The 14,901-nt window shown below is 68.6% G+C and carries 13 protein-coding genes; 8 read left to right on the top strand and 5 right to left on the bottom strand.

Features of this window, described 5'->3' with window-relative positions; translation table 11 throughout:
- Positions 1-96: 96 nt before the first annotated feature.
- From J3367_RS03020 to J3367_RS03005, 4 genes are all read left to right on the top strand, one after another.
- Positions 97-1,311, top strand: coding sequence for an ABC transporter substrate-binding protein (locus tag J3367_RS03020; RefSeq protein ID WP_024348774.1), 1,215 nt, complete (start codon positions 97-99; stop codon positions 1,309-1,311).
- An 87-nt stretch (positions 1,312-1,398) separates the two neighbouring features.
- A complete protein-coding gene (locus J3367_RS03015) occupies positions 1,399-3,276 on the top strand; it encodes an ABC transporter permease (RefSeq protein ID WP_029702538.1) in 1,878 nt (625 codons plus the stop codon).
- Positions 3,273-4,052 (top strand): ABC transporter ATP-binding protein, encoded by a 780-nt coding sequence (locus tag J3367_RS03010; protein ID WP_024348776.1) that lies wholly within the window; start codon positions 3,273-3,275, stop codon positions 4,050-4,052. The genes J3367_RS03015 and J3367_RS03010 overlap by 4 nt, the downstream gene beginning before the upstream one ends.
- Complete coding sequence (locus tag J3367_RS03005) at positions 4,045-4,746, top strand: ABC transporter ATP-binding protein (protein ID WP_024348777.1); 702 nt, start codon at positions 4,045-4,047, stop codon at positions 4,744-4,746. The genes J3367_RS03010 and J3367_RS03005 overlap by 8 nt, the downstream gene beginning before the upstream one ends.
- 27 nt (positions 4,747-4,773) lie before the next feature.
- Here the strand turns inward: J3367_RS03005 and J3367_RS03000 are convergent, their stop codons facing one another.
- From J3367_RS03000 to J3367_RS02990, 3 genes are all read right to left on the bottom strand, one after another.
- A complete protein-coding gene (locus tag J3367_RS03000; RefSeq protein ID WP_024348778.1) occupies positions 4,774-5,913 on the bottom strand; it encodes a CaiB/BaiF CoA transferase family protein in 1,140 nt (379 codons plus the stop codon).
- A 283-nt stretch (positions 5,914-6,196) separates the two neighbouring features.
- Positions 6,197-7,021, bottom strand: a complete 825-nt coding sequence (locus J3367_RS02995; protein ID WP_024348779.1) for a ferredoxin--NADP reductase — start codon at positions 7,019-7,021, stop codon at positions 6,197-6,199.
- Positions 7,022-7,291: 270 nt separating this feature from the next.
- Complete coding sequence (locus J3367_RS02990; protein WP_024348780.1) at positions 7,292-7,963, bottom strand: TetR family transcriptional regulator; 672 nt, start codon at positions 7,961-7,963, stop codon at positions 7,292-7,294.
- A 120-nt stretch (positions 7,964-8,083) separates the two neighbouring features.
- Here J3367_RS02990 and J3367_RS02985 point away from each other — a divergent pair, with 120 nt between their 5' ends.
- On the top strand, positions 8,084-9,508 hold the full coding sequence (locus tag J3367_RS02985; protein WP_244877502.1) for an efflux RND transporter periplasmic adaptor subunit: 1,425 nt from the start codon (positions 8,084-8,086) through the stop codon (positions 9,506-9,508).
- Positions 9,505-12,669 carry an efflux RND transporter permease subunit gene (locus J3367_RS02980; RefSeq protein WP_060576864.1) on the top strand — a complete coding sequence of 1,055 codons (3,165 nt, stop codon included), beginning with the start codon at positions 9,505-9,507 and terminating at the stop codon, positions 12,667-12,669. Before J3367_RS02985 ends, J3367_RS02980 begins: the two co-directional genes overlap by 4 nt.
- A gap of 153 nt (positions 12,670-12,822) precedes the next feature.
- Here the strand turns inward: J3367_RS02980 and J3367_RS02975 are convergent, their stop codons facing one another.
- A complete protein-coding gene (locus J3367_RS02975; protein ID WP_024348782.1) occupies positions 12,823-13,101 on the bottom strand; it encodes a DUF1289 domain-containing protein in 279 nt (92 codons plus the stop codon).
- Positions 13,102-13,300: 199 nt separating this feature from the next.
- On the opposite strand from J3367_RS02975, the gene J3367_RS02970 reads away from it, so the two are divergent.
- Together J3367_RS02970 and J3367_RS02965 are read left to right on the top strand one after the other, a co-directional pair.
- Positions 13,301-13,774, top strand: coding sequence for a hypothetical protein (locus J3367_RS02970; protein WP_024348783.1), 474 nt, complete (start codon positions 13,301-13,303; stop codon positions 13,772-13,774).
- 108 nt (positions 13,775-13,882) lie between these two features.
- On the top strand, positions 13,883-14,365 hold the full coding sequence (locus J3367_RS02965; protein WP_024348784.1) for a Dps family protein: 483 nt from the start codon (positions 13,883-13,885) through the stop codon (positions 14,363-14,365).
- A 114-nt stretch (positions 14,366-14,479) separates the two neighbouring features.
- On the opposite strand, the gene J3367_RS02960 is transcribed toward J3367_RS02965, so the two are convergent.
- Positions 14,480-14,779, bottom strand: coding sequence for a DUF1289 domain-containing protein (locus tag J3367_RS02960; protein WP_024348785.1), 300 nt, complete (start codon positions 14,777-14,779; stop codon positions 14,480-14,482).
- Between the last annotated feature and the right edge of the window lie 122 nt (positions 14,780-14,901).

The following is a 14,901-nucleotide window of genomic DNA, read 5'->3' as shown; positions in this document are numbered from 1 at the left end:
CTTGTGGCCTTGCGATGGCAGCCGCTTTCGGCCATGACGCCGGGGCAGGGTCGGCCCTTGAGATCGGGGCTACGGCCGCAGACACGGGGACTTGCCATGATCACCGGACGGATGTTCGCCACGCTCGCAGGGGCCCTCGGCCTGTTCGCCGGGCTCGCCACGCCGGGCCTCGCCCAGGAGCCGATCACCCTCGGCGAGATGAACAGCTACACCACCCTGCCCGCCTTCACCGGTCCCTATCGCAAGGGCTGGGAACTGGCGCTGGAAGAGATCAACGCCGCCGGCGGCATCGATGGCCGGCCGGTCGCGGTCGTCAGCCGTGACGACAATGGCAAGCCCGCCGACGCCATCCGCATCGCCGAGGAATTCGTCGCCTCCGACGACGTCGCGGTTGTGTGGGGCGGCTTCTTCTCCAATGTCGGCCTCGCCCTCACCGACTTCGCCAAGCAGCGTCAGGTGCCGTATCTGGCGACCGAGCCGCTGGCCGACGCCATCGTCTGGTCGCAGGGCAACCGCTACACCTTCCGCCTGCGCCCCTCGACGGCCATGCAGGCCGCGATGCTGGCCGAAGAGGCCGCCAAGCTCGACGCCACCCGCTGGGCGACCATCGCGCCGAACTACGCCTATGGCACCGATGCGGTCACCGCCTTCAAGGCCGAGCTGAAGAAGCGCAAGCCCGACGTCGAGTTCGTCGGCGAGCAATGGCCGCCCCAGGGCAAGCTCGATGCCGGCCCCACCGTGCGCGCCCTCGAAGCCATGAAGCCCGACGCGATCTTCAACGTCACCTTCGGCGCCGACCTCGCCAAATTCGTCCGAGAGGGCGACATTCGCGGCCTGTTCGACGGCCGCGAGGTCGCCTCGCTCCTGTCCGGCGAGCCGGAATATCTCGAGCCGCTGGGCGCCGAGGCCCCCGAAGGCTGGATCGTCACCGGCTACCCCTGGTACGACATCGATACGCCCGAGCATGACGCCTTCCGCAAGGCCTACGAGGCGAAATACGGCGAGCATCCCTATGCTGGCTCGCTCGTCGGCTATAACGGGATGAAGGCCCTCGCCGCCGCCCTGACGAAGGCCGGCGGCGCCACCGACGCCGACTCGCTGATCGCCGCCTTCGAGGGCCTCGAGGTTTCCGACGCCCCGTCCGGCCCCTTCACCTTCCGCGAGGCCGACCACCAGTCCACCATGGGCGCCTGGGTCGGCCGCACCGCGGTGCGCGATGGCCAGGGCGTCATGGTCGACTGGCGCTATGCCGACGGCGCCGACTATCTGCCGTCGCCCGAGGACGCCCGCAAGCTTCGCCCCGCCGAATAGGCTGGCCGCACAGGCAGCGCACAGACGCCAGCGCGCGGTGACCCCTCCGGTCGCTGCGCGCCGGCGCCCATCCCCAACGAGGAGACGGTGTTGACGACGCTCGGCTTCGTATTCGCCCAGCTCCTGGCCGGCCTTGCCGACGCGTCGTCGCTGTTCCTGGTGGCGGCCGGCCTGTCGCTGATCTTCGGCGTCACCCGCATCGTCAATTTCGCCCACGGCTCGCTGTTCATGCTGGGCGCCTATGTCGCCTATTCGGCGGTCACCTGGCTGCCGACCGGCTTTCTCGGCTTCTGGGGCGGGATGCTCGTCGCGGCCGTCGCAGTGGCGCTGATCGGCGGGCTGATCGAGATCGTCATCCTGCGTCGGCTCTACGCCTCGGCCGAGCTCTACCAGCTCGTCGCCACCTTCGGCGTCCTCCTCGTCATCCAGGATGTCGCGCTGGCGATCTGGGGGCCGGAAGACCTGCTCGCGCCCCGCGCGCCCGGTCTTGGCGGCGCCCTGCGGATCTTCGGCGAGCCGGTGCCGCAATACGACCTCCTGCTGATCGCCGCCGGCCCGGTCGTCCTCGCCGTCGTCTGGCTGGTCCTCAACCGCACCCGCTGGGGCACGCTGGTCCGCGCCGCGACCGAGGACCGCGAGATGACCGGCGCCCTCGGCGTCGACCAGGCGCGCCTGTTCACCACCGTCTTCATGCTGGGCGCCTTCCTTGCCGGCCTTGCCGGCGCCCTCCAGACCCCGCGCGAGGCCGTCAGTCTCGCCCTCGATCTCGACGTCGTGGTCGAGGCCTTCGTCATCGTCGTCGTCGGTGGGCTGGGCTCGATCGGCGGCGCCTATGCGGCCGCCGTCCTGATCGGCGTCCTCAATGCCTTCACCCTCCTGTGGTTTCCGACCCTCGCCACTGTCCTGCCCTTCCTGGTGATGGCGGCGATCCTGGTGGTGCGGCCCTACGGCCTGTTCGGCCAGGCTGCCCTCGTCGCGCCGGCCCCGGCCGAACGCGGCGCCACCCTGCGGCTGCCTGGCCGCACGGTGACGATCCTCGTCGTCCTCGCCGTTGCGGGTCTCGCGCTGCTGCCGCTGGTCGAATCCGGCTTTGCCCTGATCCTGCTCACCGATTTCTTCGTCGCCGCCCTCTTTGCCGCCAGCCTGCAGTTCATCATGGGCCTCGGCGGCATGATCTCCTTCGGCCACGCCGCCTTCTTCGGCCTCGGCGCCTACGGCGCAGCACTGGCCGCCACGGCCCTCGGCCTGCCCATGTTCGCCGCCATGGCGCTGGGCGTGGCCACCGGCGGCCTAGGCGCGCTGATCATCGGCTGGTTCTGCGTCCGCCTGTCCGGCGTCTATCTCGCCATGCTGACCCTTGCCGGCGCCCAGATCCTCTGGGCCGTCGCCCTGCAATGGCAGGATGTCACCGGCGGCGACGACGGCATTCTCGGCGTCTGGCCCGACCGCTTCGCCGCCTCCCGCACGGTCTATTACCTGATCGCCCTTGGCCTGTGCGCCGGCGGCCTCTGGCTGATCCGCCGCATCGCCCATGCGCCCTTCGGCTATCTCCTGCGCGCCACCCGCGACTCGCCCCTGCGCGCCGAGGCCATCGGCCTCGACGTGCGCGGCCGCCAGCTCGCCGCCTTCGTCATCGCCGGCCTCTTCGCCGCGCTCGCGGGCACGGTCTTCGTCTTCGCCAAGGGCAGCGTCTTTCCCACCATCCTGGCGGTCGGCCAGTCCGTCGACGCCCTTTTGATGGTGCTGATCGGCGGCGTGCAGGCCCTGTCGGGTCCGATCGCCGGCGCCGCGATCTTCGTCGGCATCGAGGACTGGGTCGGCCGGCTGCCCTATTGGCGGTCGATCTTCGGCGTCATCATCCTCGCCGTCTGCATTCTGGCGCCCCAGGGCATCGCCGGTGGCCTGCGCTCGGTAGCCGGCCGCGTCCGCCGCCGCGCCACAGCGCCTTCCGGAGCGCCGGCATGAACGCGCTGGAGATCCACGGCCTGAGCAAGGCCTTTGGCGGTGTCGTCGCGGTCGACGACGTCGGCTTTCACGTCGCCTCGGGCGAGATGCTCGCCCTGATCGGCGCCAATGGCGCCGGCAAATCCACCACCTTCAACATGCTCAACGGCCAGCTGCGTCCCGATCGCGGCTCGGTGCGGCTGTTCGGGTCAGAGATCGCCGGCCTGCCGGCCCGCCGCATCGCGCGCCGCGGCGTCGGCCGCACCTTCCAGATCACCCAGACCTTCACCTCCATGACGGTGCGCGAAAACCTGCAGACCGCCCTGCTCGCCCATCGCAAGCGCCGCTTCGACTTTTTCTCCCGCGCCGTCGCCGCCGAGCGGGCGGAAGCCGACCGCCTGCTCGCCATTGTCGGCATGTCCGAGGCCGCCGACCGCCCCTCCGCCGAGCTTGCCTATGGCGACGTCAAGCGGCTGGAACTCGCGGTCGCGCTGGCCGCATCGCCGCGGCTCCTGCTGATGGACGAGCCGACAGCCGGCATGGCGCCGCGCGAGCGCACCGCCCTGATGGCGCTGGTGCGCAGCATCGTCGAGGACACCGGCCTCAGCGTCCTCTTCACCGAGCACGACATGGATGTGGTCTTCGCCCATGCCGACCGCATCGTGGTGCTCAACCGGGGCGCCGTCATTGCCGAGGGCACCGCCGATGCGATCCGCGCCGACCCGACCGTTCGCGCCGTCTATCTCGGCGGCGGCACACCGGAATCAGTCACTGAACAAGTCTCGCCAAATGCTTGAACTGCAAGCGATCGACAGTTTCTACGGCGACGCCCACATCCTGCATGGCGTGTCGCTGACCGTGAACGAAGGCGAGATCGTGGCCCTCGTCGGGCGCAACGGCGCCGGCAAGTCCACGACGCTGAAGAGCGCCATGGGCCTCGTGCGCCCCCGCCGCGGCACGGTGCGCTATTGCGGTGCCGACATCACCGGTCTGCCGCCCTATCGCATCGCGCGGCTGGGCCTCGGCTACGTCCCCGAGGATCGCCGCATCTTCAAGGATCTGACGGTCTCGGAGAACCTCGAGGTCGGCCGCCGCGACGCCGCGGATGCGGACACGCCATGGACGCCGGCGCGGCTCTTCGACCTCTTCCCCAATCTCGGCGAACGCCGCGGCCAGAAGGGCGGGCGCCTGTCCGGCGGCGAGCAGCAGATGCTCAGCCTCGCCCGCACCCTGATGGGCAATCCGCGGACCCTGTTGCTCGACGAACCCTCCGAAGGCATCGCGCCGGTCATCGTCGACGCCATGGCCGCGGCGATCCGCGACCTCAAGCGCGAAGGCCTGTCGGTGCTTTTGTCGGAGCAAAATCTCGGCTTTGCCCGCGCCATCGCCGACCGCGCGGTGATCATCGAGACCGGCACCGTCCGCTTCACCGGCAGCTTCGCCGAGATGGAAGCCGATCCCGACATCGTCTCCAGCCACCTCGCCGTCTAGGCGGCGCGGCCCTTTCGACGGACGCGATCAGCCACCGTCGCCGAAACCCGCGCCCTGGTGCTCGCCGAGCTTCGGCGCCGGCCGCTCCAGCGACAGTTCGGCATCGCCATAGGTGATCGGGCTGCGCACGCCCGCCATGCCGCCCGGCGCGATCTGCATGCCGCGATGGACGATCTGCGGATCGGCGAAGACGTCGGCGACATCGTTGATCGGCCCCGACGGCACGCCCACCGGCTCCAGCGCGGCCAGAAGGTCGTCGCGGCGCCATGCGGCGATCGCCCCGGCCAGGATCGGCGTCAGCGCCTCCCGGTTGGCGACCCGCGCCTCATTGGTGGCGTAGAGCGGATCGGCGGACAGCTGCGGCAGGTCGAGGACGGCGCAGAGCCGCGCGAACTGCCGGTCATTGCCGCAGGCGATGATCAGATGGCCGTCGGCGACCGGAAACACCTGATACGGCACGATGTTGGGATGGGCATTGCCGAGCCGCGACGGCGCGGCGCCGGTGGCGAAGAAGTTCAGCGCCTGGTTGGCCAGGACACCCGCCATGCAGTCGTAGAGCGCCATGTCGACATATTGCCCGCGCCCGGTCCGCTCGCGGTCGGCCAGCGCCGCCTGGATGGCGATGGTGCCGTAGAGCCCGGTGAAGATGTCGGCGAAGGCGACGCCGATCTTCTGCGGCTCGCCCGCCGGATCGCCGGTCAGGCTCATGATGCCGCCCATGCCTTGGATCATGAAGTCGTAGCCGGCCCGGCCCGCATAGGGGCCGTCCTGGCCGAAGCCGGTGACCGAGCAATAGACGAGGCGCGGATTGATCGCCTTCAGGCTCTCGTAGTCGAGGCCGAACTTTTCCAGCCCGCCGACCTTGAAGTTCTCGATCAGCACGTCCGCCTCGGCTGCCAGCGACCGTACCAGCGCCCGCCCCTCCTCGGTGCCGAAATCGGCGACCACCGAGCGCTTGCCGCGGTTGCAGGCGTGGAAATAGGCCGCCGTGCGCTCGCCGTCCCGCTCGACGAAGGGCGGCCCCCAGCCGCGGGTGTCGTCGCCCGCCGGGCTCTCGACCTTGATCACGTCGGCGCCGAGATCGGCAAGCGTCTGGCCGATCCACGGGCCGGCCAGGATGCGGGCGAGTTCCAGGACCTTCAGTCCGGCATGGGGTGCGTGCGTCATCCGGTCGGCGTGCCGCCCGGCGCCGGCGCTGTCAAGCTGCACCAGCGCTTATCGACGGCCCTCGGGGTGAGGATAGCTATGTCTTACGCTGCGGCATTCTGAGTTGATACTCAACCTCAACAGACGCGCGCGAGCATGCCGGACGGCCTGCCGGCGCCCCGACGGGGAAGGCGGGGCGAGGTCGCCCTCGCGACCTGCCCCTCGCCGGGATCGGCGAATAGGGCCCGCTCGCGGAGCCGCCGGAGGCTGCGCCCGGCCGCTCCCGGCAGCAGGCCCGCCTTCCTCAGTCCACGAAGGCGCGTTCGACGACGAAGGTGCCGGGCTTGTTGTTGGCGCCTTCCTCGAAGCCGCGGGCTTCCAGCAGCGCTTCCGTGTCCTTCAGCATCGCCATGGAGCCGCAGATCATCGCCCGGTCGGTCTCCGGGTCCAGCGGCGCGATGGCGAGGTCCTCGAACAGCTTGCCGTTCTCGATCAGCGTGGTGATCCGGTGGCCCCGCGTCTCGCCGTCGCGGGTCGCGCTGGCGTGGAAGATCAGCTTGTCGCCGATGAACTCGCTCATCAGCTCGTCGGCCTTCGACGTCTCCACCAGTTCGCGGCCATAGGCCAGCTCGGCATTGCCGCGGCAGGTCTGGGTAAGGATCACCTGGTCGAACTTCTCGTAGGTCTCCGGGTCGCGGATCACCGAGGCGAAGGGCGCGATGCCGGTTCCGGTCGAGAACAGGAACAGCCGCTTGCCAGGCTTCAGCGCATCGTGGACGAGCGTGCCCGTCGGCTTCTTGCGCATCAGCACCGTGTCGCCGACCTGGATCTTCTGCAGATGCTCGGTCAAGGGGCCGTTCGGCACCTTGATGGAGAAGAACTCCAGTTCCTCGTCCCACGCCGGGCTGGCGATGGAATAGGCGCGATAGACCGGCTTGGCCGCGTTCGGCAGGCCGATCATCACGAACTCGCCCGAGCGGAAGCGGAAGCTCTGCGGCCGGGTGATGCGGAAGGCGAACAGGCTGTCGGTATAGTGCGTGACCTTGGTCACCGTCTCGGCAAAGACGCCGGCGGGAATCGGGAAGGCAGGCTCCGGCGAATGCTCCGGCTGTTGGGCGAGAGAACTCATCAGGCGTCGTTCCTTTCCATGGTCCGCGACCGCGCGAGACGGCCTTGTCCGGTGCGCGCGACGGATCAGCGCCGCGTCACGATTGATCGGGTCCCGGCTGTCGGGAGAATGGCAGGCCGGACAGCATCCTTGCCCCGTGCCTACATCGCAGTCGTGCCGGAAGATAGAACCCCGCACCCCGCAATGCAGCGTCGCACGTTCCAAATATCGGCATTGTTCGGGGAAAACATTCGCCGCAGCCGCCATGCGGCGCGTGCGTCCGCCCTCACCTCAGTTCAGGTTCGCCGCGGCCCGCGCCTCGGCCATCTCTTCGAGGCACGCGACCCGCGCGCTCGAACAGGCAAATCCCGCGATCACGCTGCGCACCACCCGCGCGCCGACCCCGGTCAGGTCGAAGCCGCGATCCGAGCGCAGCCATTCCGAGATGACGCCGCTCACCGCACAGACATAGGCGGTGGCCGCCTCCTTCGGCTGCCATTCGTGCTTCAGCTCGCCGCGAATCTGCACCGCCGCGAAGATCCCAGTGATCGCCTTGTGCATGGTGGCCTCGGCATCCGCCCGGCGCAGCATCGCGTCCTGCATCTCGCCGACATATTCGCAGCGAAACAGGAGAATGGTCAGGATCTTGCGCGTCCGTTCGTCGCGCTCCAGATGGCGAAGCGCCTCCAGCGTGTTCTCGTAGAGGTCCTGCAGCGACCGCCGGCCGGCACAGGCCTGCTCGTCGAAGAACTCTTCCTGGGGCAGCTTCGCGCGCTCCTGCATCGCCCGGAACAGTTCGAGCTTGTTGGAGAAGTGCCAGTAGATCGCGCCGCGCGTCAGGCCGGCGCTCGCGGCAATGTGACTGAGGGTCGTTCCTGCGACGCCCTGTTCGTAGAACAGCGTTTCCGCCGCGTCGAGGATCGCCTCGCGCGTCTGCATCGCGTCCTGCTTGGTGCGTCTCAAGTCCGGGCCTCCCTTGCTCCGATACATTTATGGATGTATGTATGCCGCAATGCAAGAGAGCGGCGCCATGGCCGGCCGGAAAAAGGTTTTACAATGCGCGGACTTAACCTGATTTTGCGCATGACGGCGTGCGTCGGCGTCTCGCTGGCAGCCGCGGGCGCGGCCTTCGCACAGGCCGGCGGCACCCCGCCCCCGCCCGCCGTCACCGTCCTGACGGTCAAGAGCAAGAACCTGCCGGTGACCTACGAATATGCCGGTCGCGTCGCCTCCTCCCGCGAGGTCGAGGTCCGGGCGCGCGTCGGCGGCATCCTGCTCGAACGCAATTTCGACGAAGGCTCGCGCGTCGAGGCCGGCACGCTGCTGTTCCATATCGATCCGGCGACCTACGAGGCGCAGGTGGCGCTGGCCAAGGCGCAGGTGCTCCAGGCGCAGGCCCAGCTCGGCCAGGCCAAGCGGACCGAGGCCCGCGCCCGGCAGCTGGCCCAGAGCGGCGCGTCGAGCCAGGCGACCCTCGAGGACTCCGTCTCGTCGCGCGAACTCGCCGAAGCCCAGGTCGCAGCCGCCGAGGCGCAGTTGCAGACCGCCACCCTCTCCCTCGACTACGCCACCGTCGAGGCACCGGTCGCGGGCGTCACCAGCCTGGAACAGGTGCCCGAGGGCAGCCTGCTCAGCACCGGCGACCTGCTGACCCGCATCAGCCGCCTCGATCCGGTCTATGTGAACTTCTCGGCCGCCGACAGGGAAGCCGCCTCCATCCGCGAACTGGTCGAGAGCGGCCAGTTGCAGGGCGCCTCCTCGCCGTCCGACCTCACCGTCACGCTGATGTTCGGCAATGGCGAGACCTACGGCGAAACCGGCACCATCGACTTCACCTCGACGACGATCGATTCACAGACCGGCACGATCCTGTCGCGCGCCGTCCTGCCCAATCCCGAAAGCCGCCTCCTGCCGGGCCAGTTCGTGCGCCTGCAGCTCGAGGGCCTGTCCATCGAGAACGCCATCGAACTGCCGACCGAGGCGCTGATGCAGGGCCCGCAGGGCACCTTCGTCTACACGCTGAACGACGAGAACCTGGCCGAGGTCAGCCCGGTCGTCGTCGGCCGCGAGCTCGACGGCTCCATCGTCATTTCCGAGGGCCTCGCCGATGGCGACAAGGTCGTCGTCAAGGGCGTCGTCAAGGTTCGCCCCGGCGCCCCGGTCAACCCGCAGCCGGCAGCCGCGAACGCCGATGCCGCCAGCAGCGAGCCGGATGCGCCGGCGCCGGACGCCCCCGCCGCCGAGGCAGCCCCCGCAACAGACGCCCCCGAGCCCGCCGCGGCCGAGCCCGCCGCCGACACCGCCAACGAGGCGGCTGGCGAACAGCAGGGTGCGATCGAGCGCGCCGTCGACGCGGCGAACGACAAGGTCGTTGCCGACGCCGGGCACACGCCCGGTGAAGCCGGCCGCACGGATGCTCCGCCGGTGCCCCTGACGGCCCTGCCCGATGGCGACGACGCCCGCCGCGCCACCAGCGACGGCGACGCTTCGTCGGAGTCCGCCCGATGAATGCGCGGTTCTTCGTCGACCGGCCGATCTTCGCGGCCGTCATCTCGATCCTGATCACCCTCGGTGGCCTGCTGTCGATCAGCGCGCTGCCGATCGAGCAGTATCCGCAGCTTGTGCCGCCGCAGGTCCAGGTGCGCGCCTCCTATCCCGGCGCCAGCGCCGAGACCATCGCCCAGACCGTCTCCGCGCCGATCGAGCAGCAGATCAACGGCGTCGAGGACATGCTCTACATGCAGTCCACGAACTCCTCGACGGGCACGGCGACGATCACCGTCACCTTCGCCAGCGGCACCGATCCCGATCAGGCGACGATCAACGTCAACAACCGCGTCCAGCAGGCCAATGCCTCGCTGCCCGAGCAGGTCCAGCGTCTCGGCGTCACCGTCGCCAAGCAGAACTCGTCGATCCTCGCGGTTCTGACCATGTCGTCGGAGGACCCGCGCTACGACGCGACCTATGTGTCGAACTACGCGCTGCTCAACGTCCTCGACGAGCTGAAGCGCCTGCCCGGCATCGGCGAGGCGCAGCTCTTCGGCGCCCGCAACTATTCCATGCGCATCTGGCTGCGGCCCGACGCGCTGGCCTCCTACGGCCTGACGCCGGGCGACGTGGCCACGGCCGTGCGCGACCAGAACGCCCAGTTCGCCGCCGGCCAGTTCGGCGCGCCGCCCACCAACACCGACCTCGCCTTCACCTATTCGGTGACCACGGCCGGGCGCCTTCCCGACGCCGAGGCCTTCGAGAACATCATCCTGCGCTCCGACGAGAACGGCTCCTCGCTGCTTCTCAAGGATGTCGCGCGGGTCGAGCTCGGCGCCCAGGATTACGGCTTCAACGCCACCTATAACGGCACGCCGACGGTGCCCATCGGCATCTACCTGCAGCCCGGCGCCAACGCCCTCGACACGCTGAGCGGCGTGCGCACCCGCATGGAGGAGCTCTCCGGCTCCTTCCCCGATGGCATCAGCTTCGCCATTCCCTACGACACCACCAAGTTCATCGAGGCCTCCATCGAGGAGGTCATCATGACCTTCATCGAGGCCATGGCGCTGGTCTTCGTCGTCGTCTTCATCTTCCTGCAGAGCTTCCGGGCGACGCTGATCCCGATGCTCGCCGTCCCGGTGTCGATCATCGGCACCTTCGGCGTGCTGCTGGCGCTCGGCTTCTCGATCAATCTCCTCACCCTGTTCGGCCTCGTCCTGGCCATCGGTATCGTCGTCGACGACGCCATCGTGGTCCTGGAGAATGTCGAGCGGATCATGACCACCGAGGGGCTCAACGCCAAGGACGCCACCGCCAAGGCGATGACCGAAGTCGCCGGCCCGGTGATCGCCATCGTGCTCGTCCTGTGCGCCGTGTTCATCCCGGTGGCGTTCCTCGGCGGCCTCGCCGGCACCATGTACCGGCAGTTCGCCGTGACCATCGCCGTCTCGGTGGTGATCTCGGGCATCGTCGCCCTCACCCTCACCCCGGCGCTCTGCGGCCTTCTCCTGAAGCAGGGCCATTCCGAGCCCTGGGCGCCGTTCCGCTGGTTCAACACGGGCTTCGACAAGCTGACCAACGCCTATGGCGCCGGCGTTGCCTTCATCATGCGCCGGGCCGTCGTCGCCCTCGTCCTGTTCGCCGGCATCGTCGGCGGCAGCTACTATTTCTTCCAGACGATCCCCGGCTCGCTGGTCCCGGACGAGGATCAGGGCGTCAATTTCGCCATCGCCATCCTGCCGCCGGCGGCCTCGCTGGCGCGCACGACGGAGGTCATGGAGCAGGTCAGCGCGAATGTGCGCGAGCATCCGGCGGTCGCCGACGTCGTCGCCTTCGCCGGCTTCGACCTCCTGGCCGGAACCCAGAAGTCCAGCTCGGGCGTGGCCTTCGTCACCCTCAAGGACTGGTCGGAGCGCGAGGACCCGTCGCTCGACGCCCGCAACCTCACCGGCCCGATCATGGGCATGAATGCCGGCATCCAGGACGGCATGGTGCTGGCCTTCAACCCGCCGCCGATCCAGGGCCTGTCCACCACCGGCGGCTTCGACCTGTTCGTGCAGGACCGGCAGAACCGCGGCTCCCAGGAACTGGTCGCGGCGACCAGCGCGCTGGTGGCGGCGGCGGCCGAGCGGCCGGAGCTGGCCGGCGTGCGCACCACCTTCTCGGCCAACGTCCCGCAGTACCAGATCGACGTCGACCGCCAGAAGGCCAAGGCGCAGGACGTGCCGATCTCGTCGATCTTCGAGACCATGCAGTCGACCTTCGGCTCGCTCTATGTGAACGACTTCACCCTGCTCGGCCGCAACTACCGGGTCTCGCTGCAGTCCGAATCCGACTTCCGCGAGAAGCCGCAGGATCTGCGCTTCGTCTACGTCAAGGCGAACAACGGCGCGATGATTCCCCTCGACGCCCTCCTGTCGGTCGAGCGCATCGTCGGTCCGGACCTCATCGAGCGCTTCAACGCCTTCACCGCGGCCAAGGTCTCCGGCGGCCCCGCCCCCGGCTATTCGTCGGGGCAGGCGCTGCAGGCCATGCAGGAGATCGCGGCCGAAAAGCTGCCCGACGGCTATCAGGTCGCCTGGACGGGTTCGGCCTATCAGGAGATCGCATCGGGCGGCACCGGGCTCGCCGCCATCGGCTTCGGCATCCTGATGGTTTTCCTCATCCTGTCGGCCCAGTACGAACGCTGGTCGCTGCCCATCGCGGTCCTTCTGGCGGTGCCCTTCGCCATGTTCGGCGCGCTCCTGGCGATCTGGCTGCGCGGCCTCGACAACGACGTCTACTTCCAGATCGGCCTGGTCACGCTGGTCGGACTGGCGGCCAAGAACGCCATTCTGATCGTCGAGTTCGCGGTGCTGAAACGCGAGGAGGGTCTGTCGGCCTTCGACGCCGCGCTGCAGGGCGCCAAGCTGCGCTTCCGGCCGATCGTCATGACGTCGCTCGCCTTCATCCTGGGCGTCGTGCCGCTGGCGATCTCCACCGGCGCCGGCTCGGCCAGCCGCCACTCCATCGGCACCGGCGTCATCGGCGGAATGCTCGCGGCGACCTTCGTTGCGATCTTCTTCATCCCGCTGTTCTACAAGCTGCTCGCCCGCAAGCAGCCGGCCCGCGGCAGCCACGCGGCTCCGACCTCCGGCGACGATGGCGCAGCGACGCCGGCGCCTGCCCCGGCCGAATAGCTTTCGGCCCGGCCGGTTCGCCTCGGGAACCGGTTCATCCCACAAAAAAGGGCGGCGCGCCTGGCTGGCGCGCCGCCCTTTTGCCGTGTGAGCACAAAGCATTGCCGGATTGTCCGGAATCGATCTCTCAGCCGTTTCCGCCCCACCGCGCGATCACGCCTCTGCCGGCACCTCCAGCTTGTCCAGCGGGCACGGATGATCCTTCTTGTCGCATTTGCGCCGATAGACATGCGCCCAGCGGTCGTAGCGCCCGGCCCTGACCAGCCGCTCGGCAAGGGTGCGGAAGAACGCCTTCTTCTCGGCCTTGCCGTCCAGCCGCTTGAACCGCTTCTTTTCCGGCTTGGTCATGGCGCAGCCGATGCAGCGGCCGCCATCCTTGTATTTGCAGATATCGATGCACGGGGACGGGGCATCGGCCCAACGTTTGGCCACGGGCGCTCCTGTGATGGTCGGATGGCGAAGGGACGAATGACGCGGCGGTCTCGATCCGGCCTGCGGCACTTCCCTTCCATTCCCGGTCTGCTATGAATAGATGAAAGTGGTTGTCAAGTTTAGAACGGTTCGAGACGTCGGGTGCGATTCCCTGTCGCGGGTTCCCGGCGCGGTCTTCTTACAGAACGCGGTTGCCTGAATGTCTGCACTGCCCCTGCCCGAGACTCTTCCCTCCTCCGGGCGCGCCCCGGCGCGAATCCTCGCCTTTCCCGGCGGCAATTGCCCGACGGTCCGACCCGCCGCGCCCCAGCTCACCGATGCCGAACGCGACGAGCTGAATCGTCTGCGCTGGTTCGCATTGCGCAGCCGGCTCGCGCCGAAGCCCGATCTCGAACGGGCCTGCTTCCTTCTGGCCGGCGAGGAGAACGTCTCGCTGGAGCGCTTCGCCATCGCCTTCTTTCGCGGCCTCTCCGGCCAGAGCCTGCGCGAGATGGTGTTCTACCGTCCCGGCGCCAAACAGGCCTCGGACGACGAGATCTGGCTGTTGCGCCTTCTCGCGGTGCTGCGCGCCGGCGAGAACGCCGCCGCCGGTGCGCTGGTCGCCTGGCGGGTCCGCCCCGAGGGCCGGCGCTGGCTGCGCTTCCTTGCGGCCTCCCTCGCCCGGGCGCTCTGACGCTCTGACGCGAAAAATCGCATGGGGCCGATTGCCGCGACCTTGCCATGCCCGGCCTCGGAGGCTAGATTAGAATTATTCTAAGACACCACTAAGGGACCGGAGACCATGGGACTAGTAGCAGCCAAGATCGAGCCGACGGCGAAGGAAGAGATCGTCAACGGCCTCACCCAGTCGTTGGCCGAGACGGCGATCGCCACGCTGAAGGCCCAGAACTTCCACTGGAACGTGACGGGCATGTCCTTCGGCGCCCTGCACGCGCTGTTCCAGGAGATCTACGAGGATCACTTCGAAGGTCAGGACACGCTGGCCGAGCGCATCAAGGCGTTCGACGCCCATGCCGAGGGCCGTTACTCGGTCTATCTGGAACGCAGCGCCATCGAAGAGCATGACGGCCGCACCGACGCCCGCACCATGGTCGAGGTCCTGATGCAGGACCAGGAGACCCTCTCCTCGACCCTGTCGGCGCTTGCCGAGGTCGCCGACCAGCATGGCGATTTCGCCACCAACGACCTGGCGACCGCCCGCATCGAGCAGCACGACAAGTTCGCCTGGATGCTGCGCGCCCATCTGAAGACCACCGCCGCCTGAGGCGACCCGCTCGCCGCCCTCGCCGGCGGCGGACACCAGACGTGAAAAAGGCCCGCCGGAGATCGTCCGGCGGGCCTTTTTGCATGTCTCGACAGTGTTTGCGGGCGGCCCGGATCAGGCCTCGTCGCCCTCCACCGGGATCGGACAGGGAACGCCCTCCCGCTCGCATTTGCGCCGGTAGGACATGATCCAGAAAGCCGGGTTGCGCGCCGATTCCTGCAGCCGCCCGATCAGCGTCTCGATGAACTCGCGCTTCTGCTCAGCACCGCCTGACGACGGGAAGGCCTGCTTCTCGGCCTTGGTCATCGAGCAGCCGACGCAGCGGCCCTGGCGCTTGTATTTGCAGATGTCGACGCAGGGGGACGGCGCGGTGGCCCAGGCGGCGTCCGCGGCGTCGGTAACCTTGGTATCCATGAAGAGGGCTGGCCGCTGTTGACGAAATGGCGGGTGACGGCCGGCATATAGGAGCGTCGCCGCCATCCTGCCAGCGGTCGCGCACGCACATCACACACACGAGGGTGACCGGCGCGCCATCC

It is taken from the genome of Aurantimonas sp. NFXS3 (genome assembly GCF_049132005.1).
In the GTDB taxonomy this organism is placed as follows: Bacteria; Pseudomonadota; Alphaproteobacteria; order Rhizobiales; family Rhizobiaceae; genus Aurantimonas; species Aurantimonas coralicida.
This window is presented reverse-complemented; position numbering and strand designations above follow the sequence as displayed.

What these genes read in the sequence shown, in the direction of transcription:
- J3367_RS03000 (WP_024348778.1), bottom strand. Translation starts at nt 5,913, where the DNA reads ATGACGCACGCACCCCATGCCGGACTGAAGGTCCTGGAACTCGCCCGC.
- J3367_RS03010 (WP_024348776.1), top strand. Translation starts at nt 3,273, where the DNA reads ATGAACGCGCTGGAGATCCACGGCCTGAGCAAGGCCTTTGGCGGTGTC.
- J3367_RS02985 (WP_244877502.1), top strand. Translation starts at nt 8,084, where the DNA reads ATGACGGCGTGCGTCGGCGTCTCGCTGGCAGCCGCGGGCGCGGCCTTC.
- J3367_RS02970 (WP_024348783.1), top strand. Translation starts at nt 13,301, where the DNA reads ATGTCTGCACTGCCCCTGCCCGAGACTCTTCCCTCCTCCGGGCGCGCC.
- J3367_RS02980 (WP_060576864.1), top strand. Translation starts at nt 9,505, where the DNA reads ATGAATGCGCGGTTCTTCGTCGACCGGCCGATCTTCGCGGCCGTCATC.
- J3367_RS03005 (WP_024348777.1), top strand. Translation starts at nt 4,045, where the DNA reads ATGCTTGAACTGCAAGCGATCGACAGTTTCTACGGCGACGCCCACATC.
- J3367_RS03020 (WP_024348774.1), top strand. Translation starts at nt 97, where the DNA reads ATGATCACCGGACGGATGTTCGCCACGCTCGCAGGGGCCCTCGGCCTG.
- J3367_RS02960 (WP_024348785.1), bottom strand. Translation starts at nt 14,779, where the DNA reads ATGGATACCAAGGTTACCGACGCCGCGGACGCCGCCTGGGCCACCGCG.
- J3367_RS02965 (WP_024348784.1), top strand. Translation starts at nt 13,883, where the DNA reads ATGGGACTAGTAGCAGCCAAGATCGAGCCGACGGCGAAGGAAGAGATC.
- J3367_RS02995 (WP_024348779.1), bottom strand. Translation starts at nt 7,021, where the DNA reads ATGAGTTCTCTCGCCCAACAGCCGGAGCATTCGCCGGAGCCTGCCTTC.